This window comes from Sulfitobacter sp. TBRI5, assembly GCF_051013555.1.
Classification (GTDB): Bacteria; Pseudomonadota; Alphaproteobacteria; order Rhodobacterales; family Rhodobacteraceae; genus JL08.
The window spans coordinates 3,741,779-3,759,338 of the sequence record NZ_CP112884.1; the positions used below are offsets into that span (position 1 = coordinate 3,741,779).

Here is a 17,560-nt window from a genome sequence, read left to right on the forward strand (position 1 = left end):
CAAGGCATGTACGATCTGGCAATCATCTGGGACTGGCTGGGCTTTGCCGTGCGCTGGCTGCACGTGATCACTGCTATTGCTTGGATCGGATCGTCTTTCTATTTTGTGGCGCTTGATCTGGGCCTGCGCAAATCCCCGCATCTGCCCAAGGGTGCGCATGGCGAGGAATGGCAGGTCCATGGCGGCGGGTTTTACCACATCCAGAAATATCTGGTTGCCCCCGACCAGATGCCCGACCACCTGATCTGGTTCAAATGGGAAAGCTATGCCACATGGCTGTCAGGGGCAGCCTTGTTGATGATCGTCTACTGGGTCGGCGCCGAACTCTATCTGATTGACGCGAACAAGGCCGATCTGGCGGTGTGGCAGGCCATCCTGATTTCGGCCGCTTCCCTGACAATCGGCTGGATCGTTTACGACTTTCTTTGCAAATCCGGCCTGGGCGAACGCCCGACGGCACTGATGCTACTGTTGTTTGTGCTGCTGGTGATCATGTCGTGGGGTTATAACCAGATATTCACGGGGCGCGCCGCACTTCTGCATCTGGGGGCGTTCACCGCCACAATCATGACGGCGAACGTGTTTTTGATCATCATGCCCAACCAGCGCGTTGTGGTTGCCGATCTCAAGGCGGGACGCACGCCCGACCCGAAATACGGCAAGATCGCAAAACTTCGGTCGACCCATAACAATTACCTGACACTGCCGGTGATTTTTCTGATGCTGTCCAACCACTATCCGCTGGCCTTCGGAACCCAGTACAGTTGGCTGATTGCCAGCATCATCTTTCTGACCGGGGTGACCATCCGGCACTATTTCAACACCATGCACGCCACCGGCAAAGGCCCGCACTGGACATGGGCAGTGACGGTGCTGTTGTTCATTCTGATCGCGTGGCTGTCCACCATGCCCGGCCATGACAGTTATGAAGACGCCGAGGCGCGCGCGCTGACGCCGCATGAAGCCCGGTTTGCCGATGCCGCAGGGTTTGAAGAAGCGCAAGATATCGTGCTGGGGCGCTGTTCCATGTGCCATGCGCGCGAACCGGTGTGGGAAGGCATGCACTGGGCGCCCAAAGGTGTGTTTCTGGAAACCACATCCGACATTACCAAACATGCGCGCGATATCTATTTGCAGGCCGGTGTCAGCCACGCCATGCCGCCTGCCAACATTACCGATCTGCCCCCCGATGACCGCCGCAAGATCATCGCATGGTATCGCGCGGGCAAATCCTGAGACAGGATCGTGCGACGCAGCCCAACCCATAAGCAAAACCTATCAAACAATATCATTTAGCGATTTTACACATGCCGGCGATTGCCCGACGCTTGATCCCTGATGCCCTGCGCTGAACCGGAAAGCCTTGCGATGACAAATGCCAGCCCAAGCCCAAAGCTTTTATCGCAAACTGCACAAGTCTTACAGAAAGTTGATGTATTTTCGGGCAAACTGTTCCAAGGTGCCTTGGGGGATACTGCACGACATGAAGAGACTCACATTTAGCGTTGACCAAAACGTTCAGCCTGACGGAAATGGGACATCATTAGCCTGCGTCACAAAAATTTTGGAAACTCCCTTTAAGCGCAACACATCGAAGCAGCATTTTTTCATGACAATAAGGGCGAAAATGCCCGGGCTGTCCTGGCGGGACAGCGAAAAGAAAACCAACAAGGAGAAGACACCGATGAAGAGATTATTACTGTCCAGTGCGGCGCTGTTTGCCTTTTCGGGCGCAGCGATGGCGGCCTGCCCGGCTGTTACCGTTGCGGACCCGATGGGTGTTGCTGCGGGCGCGTACCCCCAGCAATACGAACTGGCCGAAATTCAAAGCCTTGCAGACTGCACGATGGAGTTTTCCGAAAACCCCGATATCGCGGCCTTGAACAGCCGTATTCGCGGCAATCCGGAGGTGCCCGCGCTGGCAGACCGCCTGCCCTCGGAACCGCTGGTTGTCGCACCTTATGAGATGATCGGCAACTATGGCGGGATGTTCAACGCCCTGTCCAACGCGACCGAAGCCGGCACATCCGACTTTATGTCGGTCCGCCACGTAAACCTTGTGCGCTATGCCGATGATCTTACGACAATTGTGCCCAACGTTGCAAAAAGCTGGTCATGGAACGACGATTTCACGCAGCTGACCTTTGTTCTGCGCGAAGGCCACAAATGGTCCGACGGACAACCCTTTGGCGCGGAAGACGTTGAATTCTGGTACGAGAATCTGGCGCTTGATCCGAATGTGATCGAAAGCCCGAAAGACTATGTGCTGGCCGGTGGCGAACCGATGACGGTTGATGTCATTGATGCGCAAACCGTGCGCTTTAACATGCCGTCGCCAAAACCCGGCTTTCTGGCGCACTTTGCCAACCATTATGCCCAAGGTTTTCAGCCCAAGCATTTTCTCGGCCAGTTCCACCCCGCGATCAACCCTGACGCCGATGCTTTGGCACAGGCGGCCGGTTTCGAAAGCGGCTATGACGTGGTCAAGGCCTATTACGGCAGTTCCGACTGGATGGACACACCGACACCGATGCTGTCGCACCCTGACAAGGTTGCCAACCTGCCCCTTGATGCGGCGCCTACACTGGAAAGCCACATCGTGATTTCGGAAACCACCGAAGGCCGCCAGTTCGTTGCCAACCCGTATTTCTATATGGTCGATACGGCCGGTAACCAGCTTCCCTATATCAACGAGATGGACGAGATCTTTGTTGGCGAAAGCGAAGTGCGTCTTTTGAAGCTGGTCAACGGCGAAGTTGATTACAAGGCGCAGGCCCTGCAAATCGACTATGTGCCTCTGCTGCTGGAAAATCAGGAAAAGGGCGGTTTTGTCGTCGATCTGAAACCGGATATCACGATGCCGACCTTTGCGTTCAACGTCACGTCCGACGATCTTGAAAAGCGCAAGGTGTTTGGTGATCTGCGGTTCCGTCAGGCGATGTCTGTCGCCATGAACCGCGACGAAATCAACGAAGTCGCGATGTTCGGCCTTGGCGAACCCCAGCAGTATATCGGGTTTTCGCCGACACCCAGCTTTGTTCCGGCAGAGTGGGAACAGCACTATGCGCAGTTCGATCCCGATATGGCGAATTCGCTGCTGGACGAGGTTGGCATGGTCGATACCGATGGTGACGGCATGCGCGAACTGCCCAATGGCGACAAGCTGACACTGAACCTTCAGGTTGCCACCCAGGGCATGTCGATCAAGATCGTCGAACTGGTTGGTCAGAACTGGCGCGATGTTGGCATCGACAACACCGTGAAAGAGGTCACAACCGACGAATACCGTTCGGCGCAGTCCTCGAACCAGCTGGATGTCACGATGTACGAGAAAAGCGTGCCGCTGGCTGTCGTTCTGGGCAACGCGGAAATCTTCATTCCCCCGTTTGACAACTATTTCAACATGCGCACAGCCATGTTGTGGGGCGAATACGTGCAATCCGAAGGCACTGCCGGTGTGAAACCGCCAGAGTATGTGTACGAGATGATGGAAGACATCAAAGCGTTTCAGGCCACCCCGGTGGGCACACCTGAATCAGACGCTTTGGGCCTGAAACTGGTCGAGAACATGACCGGCAACCTGCTGTTCATCGGCACGGTGAAAGAACAGAAGCCGATCTACTTTTCGTCATCGTTGAAGAATACCACGCCGTTCAAGACCGCATCTTATGCCTATTACCGGACGTACCCCTACCGTCCGTCGCAGTGGTTCCTGACTGAATAAGCCTGTCGAAAGACATTTTTGACACCTGTGCGGGCCGCTATTGCGGCCCGCACGATAAAAACCGAACCCGATAACGGGTCGTTTCATTCTGCGGGGGCGTGAAAACACTTATGGTCCAATTTCTACGGTTTGCGACGATCCGCGCCGCGCTCGCTATTTTCACACTCTGCCTTGTTTCGTTCATCGTGTTCTTCCTGATGGAACTGGTGCCCGGTGATTGCGCCGAACGCTATCTGGCTTTCAAGAACTCTCAGGGCGCGCAGATTTCCATCGCCGATATCGAGGCCGAACGCGCCCGACTGGGGCTTGACCGCCCGTTCATGGAGCGTTGGCTTAGCTGGTTGTTCAACGCCTTTCGGGGCGAATTTGGCGACAGTTGCATCTTGCGGCTGGATATCAACCAGTTGCTGGGCCAGAAGGTCTGGCTGAGCGTTGGCATCTGCCTTGGATCGCTGTTTCTGGCCTATGCCATTGCCGTTCCGGTTGGCATCATCGCCGCCACGTCGCGCAACCCTTTCCTGAACAACGGCCTGCGTCTGGTCAGCTATCTTGGACTGGCGCTGCCCAACTTTCTGCTGGCGCTGATGATCATGCTGTTTTCCACGGTGATGTTCGGCGACAGTCTGACGGGGCTGTTTTCACCGGAATACCGCGATGCGCCGTGGAACTGGGACAAGATCAAGGATTTCATGGGCCATGTCTGGCTGCCGGTTTTCATTCTGGGCTGGTCGGCAACGGCCTTTGCGATCCAGACCGTGCGCGCGTTGATGTCGGATGAAATCAGCAAGCTTTACGTCACCGCAGCCGCCGCACGCGGTGTATCGGGGCGCCATCTGCTGATGCGCTATCCGGCGCGTCACGCGCTTAGCCCGATCATCAATTCGCTGGGGTTCGATCTGAACCGGATTTTCAACGAACTGCCGATTGTCGCCCTGATCCTGACCCTGACCGAGGCCGGATCCCTGCTGATCGAGGCACTGGCCCGGTCGAACGATCAGCAGCTTGCCGGGGCAATCATCTTTTTCCTGACCGGCACGATCGTCGCCATCAACTTTATCACGGACATCGTTCTGGCCCTGGTTGATCCGCGCATCCGTCACAGCATTCTGGGGTAAATGATATGACCGATACCAATTTTCCCGATACAGCCGTCGACCAAAGCGCCAAGGATGCCTATTTCACGGCCTCTCAGGGGCAGTTGATCTGGACGCGGTTCAAAAAGCAGAAATCGGCAATGGTGGGTGCCTGGGTGCTGGTCTTTCTGATCCTGTCGGGCCTGTTCGCCCCGTTCCTGACCCCCTACGACCCGACAATCGCGGGGCGCGACAAGGATTACCTGAACGGCGCACCGCAAATTCCGCAATTCTGCGATGACAACGGCTGTTCTTGGCGCCCCTTTGTCTACACTTACGAACGGGAACGATCGATCCAGACGAATTTCCGCTGGGTCGACAAGGTGAACACGGACAAGCGGCGCTATTTGCAGTTCTTTACCGAAGGCACGCCCTACCAACTGTTCGGGATGACATTCCAGACGCGCCTGTTCGGTGTGGACCAAGGGTATGTGCACCTGTTCGGCACGGATTCGACCGGCAAGGATATTTTTTCCCGCACCTTTCACGCTATCAACACATCCTTGGCTGTGGGCACAATCGGGGTGTTCATCGCCTTTGTGCTGGCCCTGATCATCGGGGGCATATCAGGATATTACGGCGGCTGGATCGACAGTTTCATACAAATGGTCACGGATGCGGTGCGAACGATACCGGCCATACCTCTGTTCATGGCGCTGGCCGCCTTTATTCCGGACACGTGGAGCGCGGAAGAAAGGTTTTTCTTCATTTCGATCATTCTGGGCTTTATCGGCTGGCCGACGCTTGCCCGCCGTGTGCGCACCCATTTGCTGACCGAGCGCAATCAGGAATATGTTCTGGCTGCACAGCTATGTGGCGCATCGTCGGGCCATGTGATCCGCAAGCATCTGTTGCCCAGTTTTACCAGTTATATCATCGTCGATCTGGTGATTTCATTTCCCTATATGGTGCTGTCTGAAACCGCGCTCAGCTTTATCGGGCTGGGATTGAAAGACCCTGTCAATTCGCTGGGCGTGATGCTGCAAAACGTCACCAGCGCCGATGTTCTGCTGAACTATCAGTGGTACTTCATTCCAGTGATCTTTTTCATCATCCTTGTCATGGCCTTTGTGTTTGTCGGCGACGGATTACGCGATGCGGCCGATCCGTACGGAGAGACAAAGAAATGACGATCCGCAAGGTTACACAGAATGATATGGACCGGATTGGCGAAATCGCCGAGGCTTCCGATCTGTTTCCTGCAGATTACCTGCCCGACATGATCGCACCGGCGTTCAACGGAGCACCGGATCACTGGTTGCTGTCAGAAGACACGGGGCAAATCGACGGCTTTGCATTTGCGCGCCCCGAAGAAATGGCGGACGGTGTCTGGAACATCCTGGCTATCGCAGTCTCGGAAAACGCGCGCGGAAACGGCGTCGCCACCCGATTGTTGCGTGAAATGGAAACGTCGCTGGATGCCAGAATGATCATCATTGAAACCACGCAACTGCCCGAGCAACTGGCAGCGCGAAAGCTATATCAAAAAGAAAACTACGAAGAAGAGGGACGTGTGCGCGACTATTACGCCAACGGAGAAGACAAGGTCATCTTTCGAAAGGTCATCTCATGGGCCGCTTGATCGATGTTGAAAACCTGACCCTGAAATTTGACACCGACGAAGGCCGCATAACCGCCGTCGACAATGTGTCCTTCAGTCTGGAAGCGGGCGAAGTGATGGGTCTGGTCGGCGAAAGCGGATCGGGAAAATCCGTGACTGCGAAATCGCTGATGAAGCTGAACCCGCGCAATGCCGTTTACGGCGAACAGACCAAGATTGCCCTGCATCTGGACGACGGCCCTGTCGACGTGATGTCGCTGCACACGGACCGCGACATGAAAATCGTGCGCGGCGGGGCGATATCGCTGATTTTTCAGGAACCGATGGCCAGCTTTGCGCCTGCGATCTCGATCGGAGATCAGATGGTCGAGCAATTGCAGATTCATACGAATTTTTCCAAGGCGCAGGCCAAGGAATTGTCGATCGAGATGCTGGACAGGGTCGGAATTTCCGACGCGGGGACGCGGTTCAAGCAATATGCGTTTGAACTGTCGGGGGGGATGCGACAGCGCGCAATGATCGCGATGGCTCTGTCAACCAAACCCAAGTTGCTGATCGCGGACGAGCCGACAACCGCGCTGGATGTGACCATTCAGGCGCAGGTGATCGACCTGATGAAAGATCTGGTGTCAGAATTCGGCATGGGCATCATTTTCATCACCCATGATCTGGGCGTGATCGCACAAACCGCGGATACGGTTGCGGTGATGTATCTGGGCCGGCTGGTTGAAAAAGGCACGGTGCGCGATGTGATCCGCAAACCGGCGCACCCGTATACGCGCGGGTTGCTGGCCGCGCTGCCAACGCTGGATGATATCGACGCGCCGCTGACGCCGATACCGGGGGATATCCCCTCGCCGCTGGAACGGCCGTCGGGCTGTGTATACAACACCCGCTGTCAGGAACTTCTGGGGCCGTGCTGTGCGCGCGAGGTACCCGAGTTTACGCAGGTCGACACCGACCACCGGGTGGCATGCCATCTGAATGATCCCAAAGGCGGTGCCTAATGAGCCAGAAGCCTCTTATTTCGGCGCAGGGCCTGTCGGTTCATTACCCTTTGCGCGGCGGATTGATCGGGCCAAAACCGTTTGTACGCGCGGTTGAAAACGTAACGATCGATGTCGCACCGGGCAGTTTTTTCGGTCTGGTCGGGGAAAGCGGCTCCGGCAAGACAACGCTGGGGCGTGCCATGCTCAAGGCGGCGCCGATCAGCCAGGGGGATGTTCACTTTGACGACGGCGAAGTCAAATATTCGCTGAAATCCCTGGGGGCCAGGGAGCTTAAGGATTATCGCAAAAGGGCGCAGTTGATTTTTCAGGATCCCTACGCCGCGCTAAGCCCGCGCATGACTGTGCGCGACATCATCGCCGAACCGCTTGAGGTGATGGGGCTGACAAAGACGCGCGAAGAAACCGACGCGCGCGTGCGAGAGATTGCCGCCAAATGCCGGTTGAACCTTGAACACCTGCGGCGGTTTCCGCACGCGTTTTCGGGCGGGCAGCGACAACGCATTTCAATTGCGCGCGCGCTGGTATCCGGCCCGAAATTCATCGTGGCCGATGAAAGCGTTGCGGCCCTTGATGTGTCCATTCAGGCTGACGTGCTGAACCTTTTGAAGGCCATTCAGCAAGATATGGGACTGACCTTCCTGTTCATCAGCCACGACCTGAGCGTGGTTGCCCATGTCTGCGATCATGTGGCTGTGATGTATCTGGGCCGGCTGGTGGAAACCGCACCGACACGCACGTTGTTTTCAACCCCGCGCCATCCCTACACTCAGGCACTGCTGTCCGCGATCCCTTCGCTGGACCCCGATGATCGCGGCAAGGCGCAGAAACTGGAAGGCGAAATCCCCTCGCCCACCAACCCGCCGCCGGGATGCAAGTTCCAGACACGATGCCCTTTTGCGGTTGATATCTGCCGCATCAAGGAACCGGCTTTGGAAAGTGCCGGTGTCGAGCACAATGTAGCCTGTCACCGCTGGAAGGAACTGGCGCAATAGCCTGTTGAACAGTGCTTCAAATCAGGATTAGGTGCCGCCACCGGCAGACAGGAGCGCGCCATGTCACGCAGACGCAATGTGTTGTTCATCACAATCGACCAGTTGCGCGCCGATACGGTGTTCGGCGATCTGGCTGCGCATGTGGACATGCCAAACCTGCGCGCACTGATGGAGGACGCCGTTACCTTCACGCGGCACTATTCCGTCACCAATCCCTGCGGCCCGTCGCGGGCCTCTTTGCTGACCGGGCAATATGCGATGAACCACCGCAGCATCCGCAACGGCACGCCACTGCGCCATGATGCGCCCAACATCGCCACCGAGGCCCGCAAAAAAGGCTATATGCCGATGCTGTTCGGCTATACTGATACCGCACAGGATCCGCGCGCCTACCCTGCGGGCGATCCCGCGCTGACAACCTATGAAATGCCGATGAACGGATTTCACGAAGCGGTTGAAATGCGGCTTGAGGAATCCTTTCCCTGGCGCGCTGATCTGGTGGCCAAGGGTTATGACTGTCCCGATTACGCGGATTTCTACAAGCCAGTCGCTGCCAAGGGGGCCGAACCGCGCATCGACGATCCGGCGTTCTACAGCGCCGAAGACAGCGACACGGCGTTTCTGACAAATGCGTTTCTGCGCGATCTGGCGGTGCGCGGCGATGCGCCGTGGTTCAGCCACATCACCTATATTCGCCCGCATCCGCCGCTGGTGGCCCCTGCCCCCTATAACCGGATGTACGATCCCGCCGGCGTGCCGATGCCCAAACGCCTCTCGCGCGGGGATGAGGCCGCGATACATCCGTTTTTCGGCCCCGCAGTGGACAATTATCAGGCGAAGAACACGGTGTCGGGATTTGCTGATCTGCCCGAAGATGATCTGACGATCCGGACGCTGCGCGCGCTTTATCTGGGTCTTGCCACCGAAGTGGATGCCCATATCGGGCGCATTCTGAAGGCGCTGAAGGACAGCGGCCAGTATGACGATACCCTGATCGTGATCAGCGCCGATCACGGCGAAATGCTGGGCGACCGGCAGGCCTGGGGTAAAATGTCATGCTATGATGCGGCCTATCACACGCCGTTGATTATCCGCGATCCGGATGCGCCTGCGGGGTTCGGCCGCCGCGTTTCCGAATTGACCGAAGCGGTGGATATTGCGCCCACCATTCTGCGCTGGATCGGGCAGGATGTGCCATCGTCCATGAACGGCAGGGCGCTGCAACCCTTCGTGCAAGGCGATTCGCCCGAAGACTGGCGCACCCATTCCTATTCCGAGCTTGATTTCGGTGATCCCGTCAGCCCGACACTGTGGCAACGCCAACTGAACCTGCCCGCGCACCTTTGCAATCTGGCGATCCTGCGGGGGCCGCGATACACACTGGTGCATTTCAACGCGGGTTTGCCCCCGTTGCTGTTTGACCGGGCGGGCGATGGTGAGTGGACCAACATTGCCGCCGATGCAGATGCCGCCCCGATCCTGCTGGAGATGACCCAACGCCTGCTGAACCACCGCATGGCCCATGCCGACAGTACATTGTCCAATATCATGATCACCGCCGATGGCCCCGTGACGGGGACGCGCGAAAGCTGCGCATAAAGGCATCCCGATCCGTCAAACCATGACGATTCTTGCATTTACCTCTTGATTTTGAGCGCAGACACAAATTTTTTGTTGTGTCGGCTTTGTCTCTGCCCGTAGCCTGATTTCAGGAGCCCGGATGCTGCTGTGATTTTCCCGGGCCGATCAGGGAGATAACAAATGAATCAATCTTATTTCACATCGAAAACACTGCGCGCCACCACGGTTCTGGCCTGCGCCACACTGGCCTTTTCAACACCGGCACTGGCCGAAAAAATCGTGATTTCGAATTGGGATGGTTACATGCCGCCCGATCTGCTGGAAAACTTTACCGCCGCAACCGGGATCGAGGCGGAATTGTCGGTGCACGGCACCAACGAAGAAATCATGGGCAAAGTGGTTGCCGGTGGCGGCAAGGGATATGACGTGCTGTTCGTATCCTCGCCCTTTGCCGAGGCGCTGCACAATCTGGGCCTTGCGGCAACACTGGATCATGGCAAAATCCCGAATGTCACAAACCTTTATCCCGAAGCGAACGAACTGGCACATGATCCGGGCAATACGTTTTCGATGCCTTATGCGTGGGGCACGACGGGCCTGTGTTACCGCAGCGACATGATGGATGCACCGACATCCTGGACGGACCTGCTGCAACCCGGTGACGATCTGAAGGGCAAGATCACCATGCTGTCGACCGACCGCTGGCTGATGGGCGCGGCGGCGCTGGCAATGGGCAAATCGCTGAACGACACATCAGATGAAACCCTGGCCGCGGCCAAGGACATGCTGGTCGCGACCAAGGGCGATCTGCTGGCTTATGACGACGCGACATTCTATGCCAAGCTGGTGTCGGGCGAAGCCACGATGGTGCAGGCATGGGACGGCTGGTGCAACTACGGCATCGCCGAAAACCCAGATATCAAATACGTGATCCCATCCGAAGGATCAGACCTTTGGGTGGATTCCATCGTTGTCACCGAAGCGTCCGAAAACAAAGACGCGGCGCATGCGTTCGTAAATTACATTCTGAGCGAGGATGTCGGCACATGGGTGGCCAGCAACATCCTTTACAAGGTGCCCAACAAGGCGGCGATGGATGCGCTTGATCCTTCGCTGGCGGAAACCTTTCCAAATATGGCCATGGCCCCTGCCGACATGCTGAAATACGAACAGTTGCGCGATCTGGGCGACGGGCAAAAGGCGTTCGCGCGCACCGTGACCGAAATCATGGCGGCGCAATAGGGATCGCATTGGCGGATACGCGGCCCCTGCGCCGCGTATCCCTGCGCTGACATGCCAGACAGACCGCAATGAACTCTCGCCTGAAATCCGCGATCCTGCTTGGCCCGGGGCTGGGCTGGCTGGCGCTGCTGATGGTGATCCCGTGCGGATTGATCTTTACCTATGCGTTCTTTGAACGGGGCGTGTACGGCGGCATTGATTATGTCTTTACCTTTGAAAATTTCAGCCGCGCGTTCGATCCGCTTTATATGGGGATTTTCCTGCAATCGGCGAAGATTGCCGGGCTGACCACACTGATTGCGATCCTGATCGCCTATCCGGCGGCCTATGCCATCACCCGCGCGCCGCGCCAGTGGCAGACCGTGTTGCTGATCCTTGTCATTCTGCCATTCTGGTCAAACTATCTGATCCGCACCTACGCGTGGATCGTGATGCTGAACCGCGAAGGCCTGATCAACAATTCGCTGATCGGGATCGGCGTAATCGATGACCCGCTGCCCCTGCTTTACAACAGTTTCGCCATCGTGGTCGGGCTGGTCTATAACTACACCCCGTTTGTCGTGCTGGCGATCTACGCATCGCTGAACCGGATCAATCGCGAAACCATCGAAGCCTCGCAGGATCTGGGGGCAACGGGCTGGACAACCTTTCGCCGGGTGATCCTGCCTCAGACCATTCCCGGCGTGGCAGCGGGCGGCGTGTTCGTTTTCGTATTGTCGATCGGCAATTTCATCACCCCCGATCTGCTGGGGGGCGGGCGGCTGCAAATGGTGGGCAACCTGATCTATGATCAGTTTCTAAGTGCACGCGACTGGCCCTTTGGCGCAGCGCTGTCGCTGTTCCTGATTGCGGTGATGATGGCGCTTTTGTTCACCCAGGCGGTACTGGCAAACCGCGCATCAGGCGATGCGGGGCGCAAGGATGGGTAACGGTCTGAAACTGCATCTGGGGCTGTTCTATGCGTTCCTCTACATTCCCATTCTGGTGCTGATGGTGCTTAGCTTTAACCGCGCGGGGCTGCCCACGGTCTGGACCGGATTTTCCTTTGAATGGTATGGTAAACTACTGGAATCCAAGGCGATCCTGTCGGCGGCGCGCAACACGTTGATCGTCGCCGTGGTGTCGACCGTGCTGGCCACGATCATCGGGACGTTGCTGGCGGTGGGTGTGGAAACTCGCAGGCAATCCGCCGCGCTGGATGCGATCCTGTTCGCGCCGATGATCATCCCCGATATCGTATTGGCGATTGCGCTGTTGTCGTTCTATTCGGCGCTGTCTGTCACGCTGGGCCTGCATTCCATCATTCTAAGCCACGTGGTGTTCAACATTGCCTTTGTGGTGGCTGTGGTGCGCACGCGGATGCGGAATTTCGATCATTCGATCCTTGAGGCCAGCGCCGATCTGGGGGCCAGCGAATTCACAACATTTCGCCGAGTGTTGCTGCCCGCGATCCTGCCGGGGGTCATTGCGGGGGCATTACTTTCTTTTACCCTTTCGATCGATGAATTCATCATCGCGTTTTTTACCGCCGGTCCGGGCACGTCATCAACCACGCTGCCGATGCAGATTTACGCCATGATCCGCTTTGGCGTCACACCCGAGATCAACGCCATGGCCACAATCGTGATGTTCGTATCGTTTGCATTGGTGTTTTTCGCCCAGCGGGCCGACCGCGAGGTATTCACCAGATGACCCATTCGATCCGCATCGAAAACATCACCAAACGCTATGGCAGCGTCACCGCCATCGACGATGTGTCGCTGGATATCAAAGACAACGAATTTTTCGCGCTTCTGGGGCCATCTGGCTGTGGCAAGACCACATTGCTGCGCACATTGGCGGGGTTTGAAACGCCCCAGTCCGGTCGCGTTATCGTGGCGGGAAACGATGTGACCGACACCCCTGCCCGCAACCGTCCGCTGAATCTGATGTTTCAATCCTATGCGCTGTTCCCGCATATGAGCGTAGAAAAAAACATCGCTTACGGGCTGGAAATGGAACATCTGCCGCGGGCAGAAATTGCAACCCGCGTGGCCGACGTGCTGAACAGCGCGCAACTGGGCGCCTTTGCCAACCGCCGCCCCGACCAGCTGTCGGGCGGGCAACGCCAACGGGTGGCGCTGGCGCGCGCACTGGTCAAACGGCCCAAGGTGTTGCTGCTGGACGAGCCTTTGTCAGCGCTTGATAAAAAGCTGCGCGAGGAGATGCAGCTTGAACTGAAACGTCTGCAGGCAGAGGTGGGCATCACGTTTCTGATCGTCACCCACGATCAGGAAGAGGCATTGGTGATGGCTGATCGTGTGGCGGTTCTGAATGCCGGCAGGCTGGCTCAGGTCGGTACGCCACAGGACCTTTACGAACACCCCAATTCACATTTTGTCGCCGGGTTCATCGGGGTGATGAATTTTCTGGACGGAATAGCGTCGCCCGAAGGTGTTGAGGTGCCGAGCGCAGGCCTGATCCGCGGGGCAAGCGATGTGATCGGCGCGGCCTCGGTTGCGGTGCGCCCCGAACGGGTGATGCTGATGGACAGCGATCCGCAGGACGGGCGCAATACGGTGTCCGGCACCGTGTTCGATACCGCCTATCACGGCTCTGATCTGGCGGTGCATGTCCGGGTCTGCGACGGAAAACACGTGATCATCGCGCGGATGCAGGCGGGGCAGTTTGATCCCGCTTCCATTGCGACGGGCAAACAGGTTTACTGCGTCTGGGACGCAGCACATTCGCGCGTTCTGGCCCCCGCCTGACGCGAAGCAAGCCACACACTAAGGGAGACACCACATGGCACAGAAAACAATCGCATTTTTCCCCGAGGCCGCCTTTGGTCCGGCGCTGAATTCCGTTGGCATTGCGCAGGCCTGCGAAAAACTGGGCCACAAGGCCGTGTTCCTGAGCGATCCGGGCTTTGTCGAGGTCTACGCGGGCTACGGGTTCGAGGCGCATCCCGTCGCGCTGTCCGAACCGATGGAACCCGAAGCGATGGCAAAATTCTGGGAAGACTTCATCAACGGCCATATCCCCAATTTCCGCAAAAGCCCGATTGACCAGATCGACAACTATGTGCGCGACTGCTGGGAGGCAATTGTCGACAGTGCCAAGTGGGCGCAGAAGGATTTGCCCGGTGTGTTGGCAAAGATCAAGCCTGACATGATCTGTGTGGATAACGTGATCATGTTTCCTGCGATCAAGCAATTCGGAGTGCCGTGGGTGCGCATCATTTCCTGTTCTGAAAACGAAATTCCAGACCCCAAAGTACCGCCGCACCTGTCGGGATGCGGGCAAAACGACACCGCCTGTCACAAGGCCTACGAGGCAAAATTCAACGCCGTGATCAAACCGATCCACGATGATTACAACGCCTTTCTGGCCGAGAACGGTGAAGATGCTTATCCCATCGGAGAGTTTTTCGAAGCCTCGCCCACGATGAACCTGCTGCTTTACCCCGAAGCGGCCAAGTTCGAACGCGAAAATCCGCTGGATCCGGCGCAGTTCCAGTATCTTGAGGGCTGCGTGCGCGATGAAGAAGCCTATGACGTGCCAAGCTTCAAGGCCAATAACGACAAGCCGCTTTTGTATGTTTCCTTTGGCTCGCTGGGGGCGGGCGATACGGATCTTCTGAAACGGATCATCAAGACAATCAGCGCCCTTCCCTATCGCGCGCTGGTGAATGTCGGCGATTACATGGATGAATACAGCGACATTCCCGACAATGTGCACATCCAAAGCTGGTATCCCCAACCGTCTGTCATTCCGCAGGTTGATGCGGTGATCCATCATGGCGGCAACAATTCGTTTACCGAATGCCTGTATTTCGGCAAGCCTGCGATCATCATGCCCTATGTCTGGGACGGCCATGACAACGCCACGCGGGTGCAGGAAACCGGCCACGGCTTCGGCTTTCACCGCTATGACTGGACCGACGAACAACTGGCCGCAGCGCTGGAGACTTGCGTGAGTGATGAAGCTCTTAAATCCAAACTGGCCGCCACATCGGCGCAGATGCAATCCCAGCATGGCCCGACCAAGGCGGCGGGCATCCTTGATAGTATCCTGAAAGCCGGGGCATGAGCAGCGCGCCACATCTTTACGATGCCTCAAGCCGGACCGATCTGGTGGATTGGGGGGCGCAGCCCGACGCAATCGAGGGCGCGTCCCATTCCAGCGGAAGACTGGTGCATAAGGGGCCGGACAATCGCCCCGAAACCGGCATATGGGTCTGCACGCCGGGCACGTGGGCCTTGTCGATCCCGCGGGACGAGTTGTGCCATTTCGTGGCGGGTCGCGCGACCTATACCAAAGACGATGGTGAGGTGATCAAGATCACGCCGGGCACCGTTGTCCTGTTTCCCGCCGGCTGGACAGGCACCTGCACAGTGCATGACACCATGCGCAATATCTACATCCTGTTTTAGAAAGACACATCATGACCACCCCTGTTATGCACGATCCGCTGGCCCAGACCGACCTGGCCGATTGGGGCGAAATCCCCACCATGATCCAGGGCCATTCACACACCTCGGGCAAATTGCTGCACAAGGGCCCTGACGGCCAATCGGAATGCGGCCTGTGGGTCTGCACCCCCGGAAAGTGGGAATGTCACGTCACCCGTGACGAATTCTGCCATTTTCTGGAAGGGCGCTGTACCTATGTGCATGAAAGCGGCGAAGTAATTGAAATCAAACCGGATACGGCCGCGTTTTTCCCGCAGGACTGGAAAGGCGTCTGCACCGTGCACGAGACTGTCAAAAAGGTGTATATGATCCGCTAGGCGCGCGGGCGTTCAACAGAAGGGACATCATGTTCGATCCATCCATTGCCAGCTATTTCATCAATCCGGTGCATGTGGCGCTGTCAAGGAAAACCGTCAGCCTGATCAATCCGGCCACGCTAGACAAGGTTGGCGTTTACGGCGCGCCGGACGGCGCCCTGATCGACAGGATATTGACGCGGGTCAATGCCGCACAGGCGGGTTGGGCCGCGACTGATTGCAAATCGCGCGCCAAAGTGCTGCACCGGATTGCGGATGCCATCGAACATTCGGACATGACGCAGGTTGCCCGTCTGATGACGCTGGAAACCGGCAAACCCTATCCTGAATCCATTGGCGAGATTGCCAATATTCCGGCCGTATTCCGCTATTACGCGGAACTGGCGCGCCATGACGCGGGCAAGATCGCAGGACCGATGCAGCCGGGTTCGTTCCAGTATCAAACCTATGAACCCTATGGCGTGTCGGTTCATATCGTACCCTACAATTTCCCGCTGATCCTGGGCTGCTGGACGATTGCGGCATCGCTTGCTGCGGGCAATGGCGTGGTGCTGAAAGCATCGCCTGCCGGTACGCTGTGCACCATGGAATTCATGCAGTATTTCAGCGCCTTGCCCGACGATCTGATTGCCTGCCTGCCCGGTGACGGGGCCGTTGGAAAACACCTGATCGACAGCAAACTGACCCACGCCGTCGCCTTTACGGGGTCCGTGTCCACAGGGCGCGCCGTCGCCGTCGCCGCCGCGCAACAGATGAAACCGGCCGTGATCGAGGCGGGCGGCAGCGATCCGTGCATCATATCGTCCAATGCCGATATCGACGTCGCCGCCGCAGGCGTTGTCACGGCGGCGTTTCTGCAATCGGGGCAGGTCTGCACCTCGACCGAGCGGGTCTATGTGGTGGAAGATGTGCATGACCAGTTTGTTGCGGCTCTGGTAAAACGGGCACAGCAATTGCGTATCGGCAACGGGCTTGATGTGGCAGAAATCGGGCCCTTGGTATCCAAACCGGCCCGCGACAAGGTAATTGCGCTGGTGTCTGACGCTGTCCGCAAGGGTGCCAAAGTGGCACTGGGCGGACACATCCCGCCGAATATGGACAAGGGCTGGTTCTTCGAACCGACGATCCTGACAGAAATGAATGATGACATGACCCTTTTGCACGAAGAGGTGTTCGGCCCCGTTGTGTCAATCATCCGTGTCGCTGATTTTGACGAAGCGTTACGGCGCGCCAATGCGTCCGATTATGGCCTTGGGGCCTGTATCTTCACATCCGATCTGGACGAGGCGTTTCGCGGTGTGAATGAATTGAAGGCCGGAATGGTCTGGGTCAACAATCCGCTGGTCGACAATGATGCGCTTCCTTTTGGCGGCATGAAGAATTCGGGCCTTGGGCGGGCGTTGGGCGCGCAGGGTCTGGATGCGTTCCGTCAGCCCAAAATGGTGGTGATCGACCCCCGCGCGCGCGAGGCGGACTGGTGGTATCCCTACCCCGATGACTGGTTCTATTCGCCCACCGGCGACAAGGGGCGCAGCCACAGCTAGGG

The 17,560-nt window shown here is 57.4% G+C and carries 16 protein-coding genes; all 16 read left to right on the forward strand.

Annotation, left to right across the window (positions count from 1 at the left end):
* The first annotated feature begins 6 nt into the window (after nucleotides 1-6).
* Nucleotides 7-1,236, forward strand: coding sequence for a urate hydroxylase PuuD (locus OLX72_RS18705; RefSeq protein ID WP_433989302.1), 1,230 nt, complete (start codon nucleotides 7-9; stop codon nucleotides 1,234-1,236).
* 448 nt (nucleotides 1,237-1,684) lie between these two features.
* Nucleotides 1,685-3,724: an ABC transporter substrate-binding protein gene (locus tag OLX72_RS18710; protein WP_433989303.1), complete on the forward strand. Its 2,040-nt coding sequence runs from the start codon at nucleotides 1,685-1,687 to the stop codon at nucleotides 3,722-3,724.
* A gap of 110 nt (nucleotides 3,725-3,834) precedes the next feature.
* Nucleotides 3,835-4,839 (forward strand): ABC transporter permease, encoded by a 1,005-nt coding sequence (locus tag OLX72_RS18715; RefSeq protein ID WP_114869724.1) that lies wholly within the window; start codon nucleotides 3,835-3,837, stop codon nucleotides 4,837-4,839.
* A gap of 5 nt (nucleotides 4,840-4,844) precedes the next feature.
* Nucleotides 4,845-5,987: an ABC transporter permease gene (locus OLX72_RS18720; protein WP_114869723.1), complete on the forward strand. Its 1,143-nt coding sequence runs from the start codon at nucleotides 4,845-4,847 to the stop codon at nucleotides 5,985-5,987.
* Nucleotides 5,984-6,439: a GNAT family N-acetyltransferase gene (locus OLX72_RS18725; protein WP_114869722.1), complete on the forward strand. Its 456-nt coding sequence runs from the start codon at nucleotides 5,984-5,986 to the stop codon at nucleotides 6,437-6,439. Before OLX72_RS18720 ends, OLX72_RS18725 begins: the two co-directional genes overlap by 4 nt.
* Nucleotides 6,427-7,425, forward strand: coding sequence for an ABC transporter ATP-binding protein (locus tag OLX72_RS18730; RefSeq protein ID WP_433989304.1), 999 nt, complete (start codon nucleotides 6,427-6,429; stop codon nucleotides 7,423-7,425). Before OLX72_RS18725 ends, OLX72_RS18730 begins: the two co-directional genes overlap by 13 nt.
* Nucleotides 7,425-8,420, forward strand: coding sequence for an ABC transporter ATP-binding protein (locus OLX72_RS18735; RefSeq protein WP_114869720.1), 996 nt, complete (start codon nucleotides 7,425-7,427; stop codon nucleotides 8,418-8,420). Before OLX72_RS18730 ends, OLX72_RS18735 begins: the two co-directional genes overlap by 1 nt.
* A 60-nt stretch (nucleotides 8,421-8,480) precedes the next feature.
* Nucleotides 8,481-10,019 carry a sulfatase-like hydrolase/transferase gene (locus tag OLX72_RS18740; protein WP_114869719.1) on the forward strand — a complete coding sequence of 513 codons (1,539 nt, stop codon included), beginning with the start codon at nucleotides 8,481-8,483 and terminating at the stop codon, nucleotides 10,017-10,019.
* Between the two features lie 162 nt (nucleotides 10,020-10,181).
* On the forward strand, nucleotides 10,182-11,243 hold the full coding sequence (locus OLX72_RS18745; RefSeq protein WP_433989305.1) for a polyamine ABC transporter substrate-binding protein: 1,062 nt from the start codon (nucleotides 10,182-10,184) through the stop codon (nucleotides 11,241-11,243).
* 68 nt (nucleotides 11,244-11,311) lie between these two features.
* Complete coding sequence (locus tag OLX72_RS18750) at nucleotides 11,312-12,172, forward strand: ABC transporter permease (protein WP_114869717.1); 861 nt, start codon at nucleotides 11,312-11,314, stop codon at nucleotides 12,170-12,172.
* Nucleotides 12,165-12,935, forward strand: coding sequence for an ABC transporter permease (locus tag OLX72_RS18755; RefSeq protein ID WP_205389170.1), 771 nt, complete (start codon nucleotides 12,165-12,167; stop codon nucleotides 12,933-12,935). Before OLX72_RS18750 ends, OLX72_RS18755 begins: the two co-directional genes overlap by 8 nt.
* The gene (locus OLX72_RS18760) at nucleotides 12,932-13,993 is read left to right on the forward strand and encodes an ABC transporter ATP-binding protein (RefSeq protein WP_114869715.1); all 1,062 of its coding nucleotides are present in this window, start codon (nucleotides 12,932-12,934) and stop codon (nucleotides 13,991-13,993) included. Before OLX72_RS18755 ends, OLX72_RS18760 begins: the two co-directional genes overlap by 4 nt.
* A gap of 34 nt (nucleotides 13,994-14,027) precedes the next feature.
* The gene (locus tag OLX72_RS18765; RefSeq protein WP_433989306.1) at nucleotides 14,028-15,314 is read left to right on the forward strand and encodes a nucleotide disphospho-sugar-binding domain-containing protein; all 1,287 of its coding nucleotides are present in this window, start codon (nucleotides 14,028-14,030) and stop codon (nucleotides 15,312-15,314) included.
* A complete protein-coding gene (locus OLX72_RS18770; RefSeq protein ID WP_114869713.1) occupies nucleotides 15,311-15,658 on the forward strand; it encodes a cupin domain-containing protein in 348 nt (115 codons plus the stop codon). The genes OLX72_RS18765 and OLX72_RS18770 overlap by 4 nt, the downstream gene beginning before the upstream one ends.
* Nucleotides 15,659-15,669: 11 nt before the next feature.
* Entirely contained in the window at nucleotides 15,670-16,014 is a 345-nt protein-coding gene (locus OLX72_RS18775; protein ID WP_114869712.1) for a cupin domain-containing protein, read from the forward strand.
* 29 nt (nucleotides 16,015-16,043) lie between these two features.
* The gene (locus tag OLX72_RS18780) at nucleotides 16,044-17,558 is read left to right on the forward strand and encodes an aldehyde dehydrogenase family protein (protein ID WP_433989307.1); all 1,515 of its coding nucleotides are present in this window, start codon (nucleotides 16,044-16,046) and stop codon (nucleotides 17,556-17,558) included.
* The last annotated feature ends 2 nt before the right edge of the window (nucleotides 17,559-17,560 follow it).

Coding starts and splice junctions, on each gene's coding strand:
- OLX72_RS18705 (WP_433989302.1), top strand. CDS start 7: ATGTACGATCTGGCAATCATCTGGGACTGGCTGGGCTTTGCCGTGCGC.
- OLX72_RS18710 (WP_433989303.1), top strand. CDS start 1,685: ATGAAGAGATTATTACTGTCCAGTGCGGCGCTGTTTGCCTTTTCGGGC.
- OLX72_RS18715 (WP_114869724.1), top strand. CDS start 3,835: ATGGTCCAATTTCTACGGTTTGCGACGATCCGCGCCGCGCTCGCTATT.
- OLX72_RS18720 (WP_114869723.1), top strand. CDS start 4,845: ATGACCGATACCAATTTTCCCGATACAGCCGTCGACCAAAGCGCCAAG.
- OLX72_RS18725 (WP_114869722.1), top strand. CDS start 5,984: ATGACGATCCGCAAGGTTACACAGAATGATATGGACCGGATTGGCGAA.
- OLX72_RS18730 (WP_433989304.1), top strand. CDS start 6,427: ATGGGCCGCTTGATCGATGTTGAAAACCTGACCCTGAAATTTGACACC.
- OLX72_RS18735 (WP_114869720.1), top strand. CDS start 7,425: ATGAGCCAGAAGCCTCTTATTTCGGCGCAGGGCCTGTCGGTTCATTAC.
- OLX72_RS18740 (WP_114869719.1), top strand. CDS start 8,481: ATGTCACGCAGACGCAATGTGTTGTTCATCACAATCGACCAGTTGCGC.
- OLX72_RS18745 (WP_433989305.1), top strand. CDS start 10,182: ATGAATCAATCTTATTTCACATCGAAAACACTGCGCGCCACCACGGTT.
- OLX72_RS18750 (WP_114869717.1), top strand. CDS start 11,312: ATGAACTCTCGCCTGAAATCCGCGATCCTGCTTGGCCCGGGGCTGGGC.
- OLX72_RS18755 (WP_205389170.1), top strand. CDS start 12,165: ATGGGTAACGGTCTGAAACTGCATCTGGGGCTGTTCTATGCGTTCCTC.
- OLX72_RS18760 (WP_114869715.1), top strand. CDS start 12,932: ATGACCCATTCGATCCGCATCGAAAACATCACCAAACGCTATGGCAGC.
- OLX72_RS18765 (WP_433989306.1), top strand. CDS start 14,028: ATGGCACAGAAAACAATCGCATTTTTCCCCGAGGCCGCCTTTGGTCCG.
- OLX72_RS18770 (WP_114869713.1), top strand. CDS start 15,311: ATGAGCAGCGCGCCACATCTTTACGATGCCTCAAGCCGGACCGATCTG.
- OLX72_RS18775 (WP_114869712.1), top strand. CDS start 15,670: ATGACCACCCCTGTTATGCACGATCCGCTGGCCCAGACCGACCTGGCC.
- OLX72_RS18780 (WP_433989307.1), top strand. CDS start 16,044: ATGTTCGATCCATCCATTGCCAGCTATTTCATCAATCCGGTGCATGTG.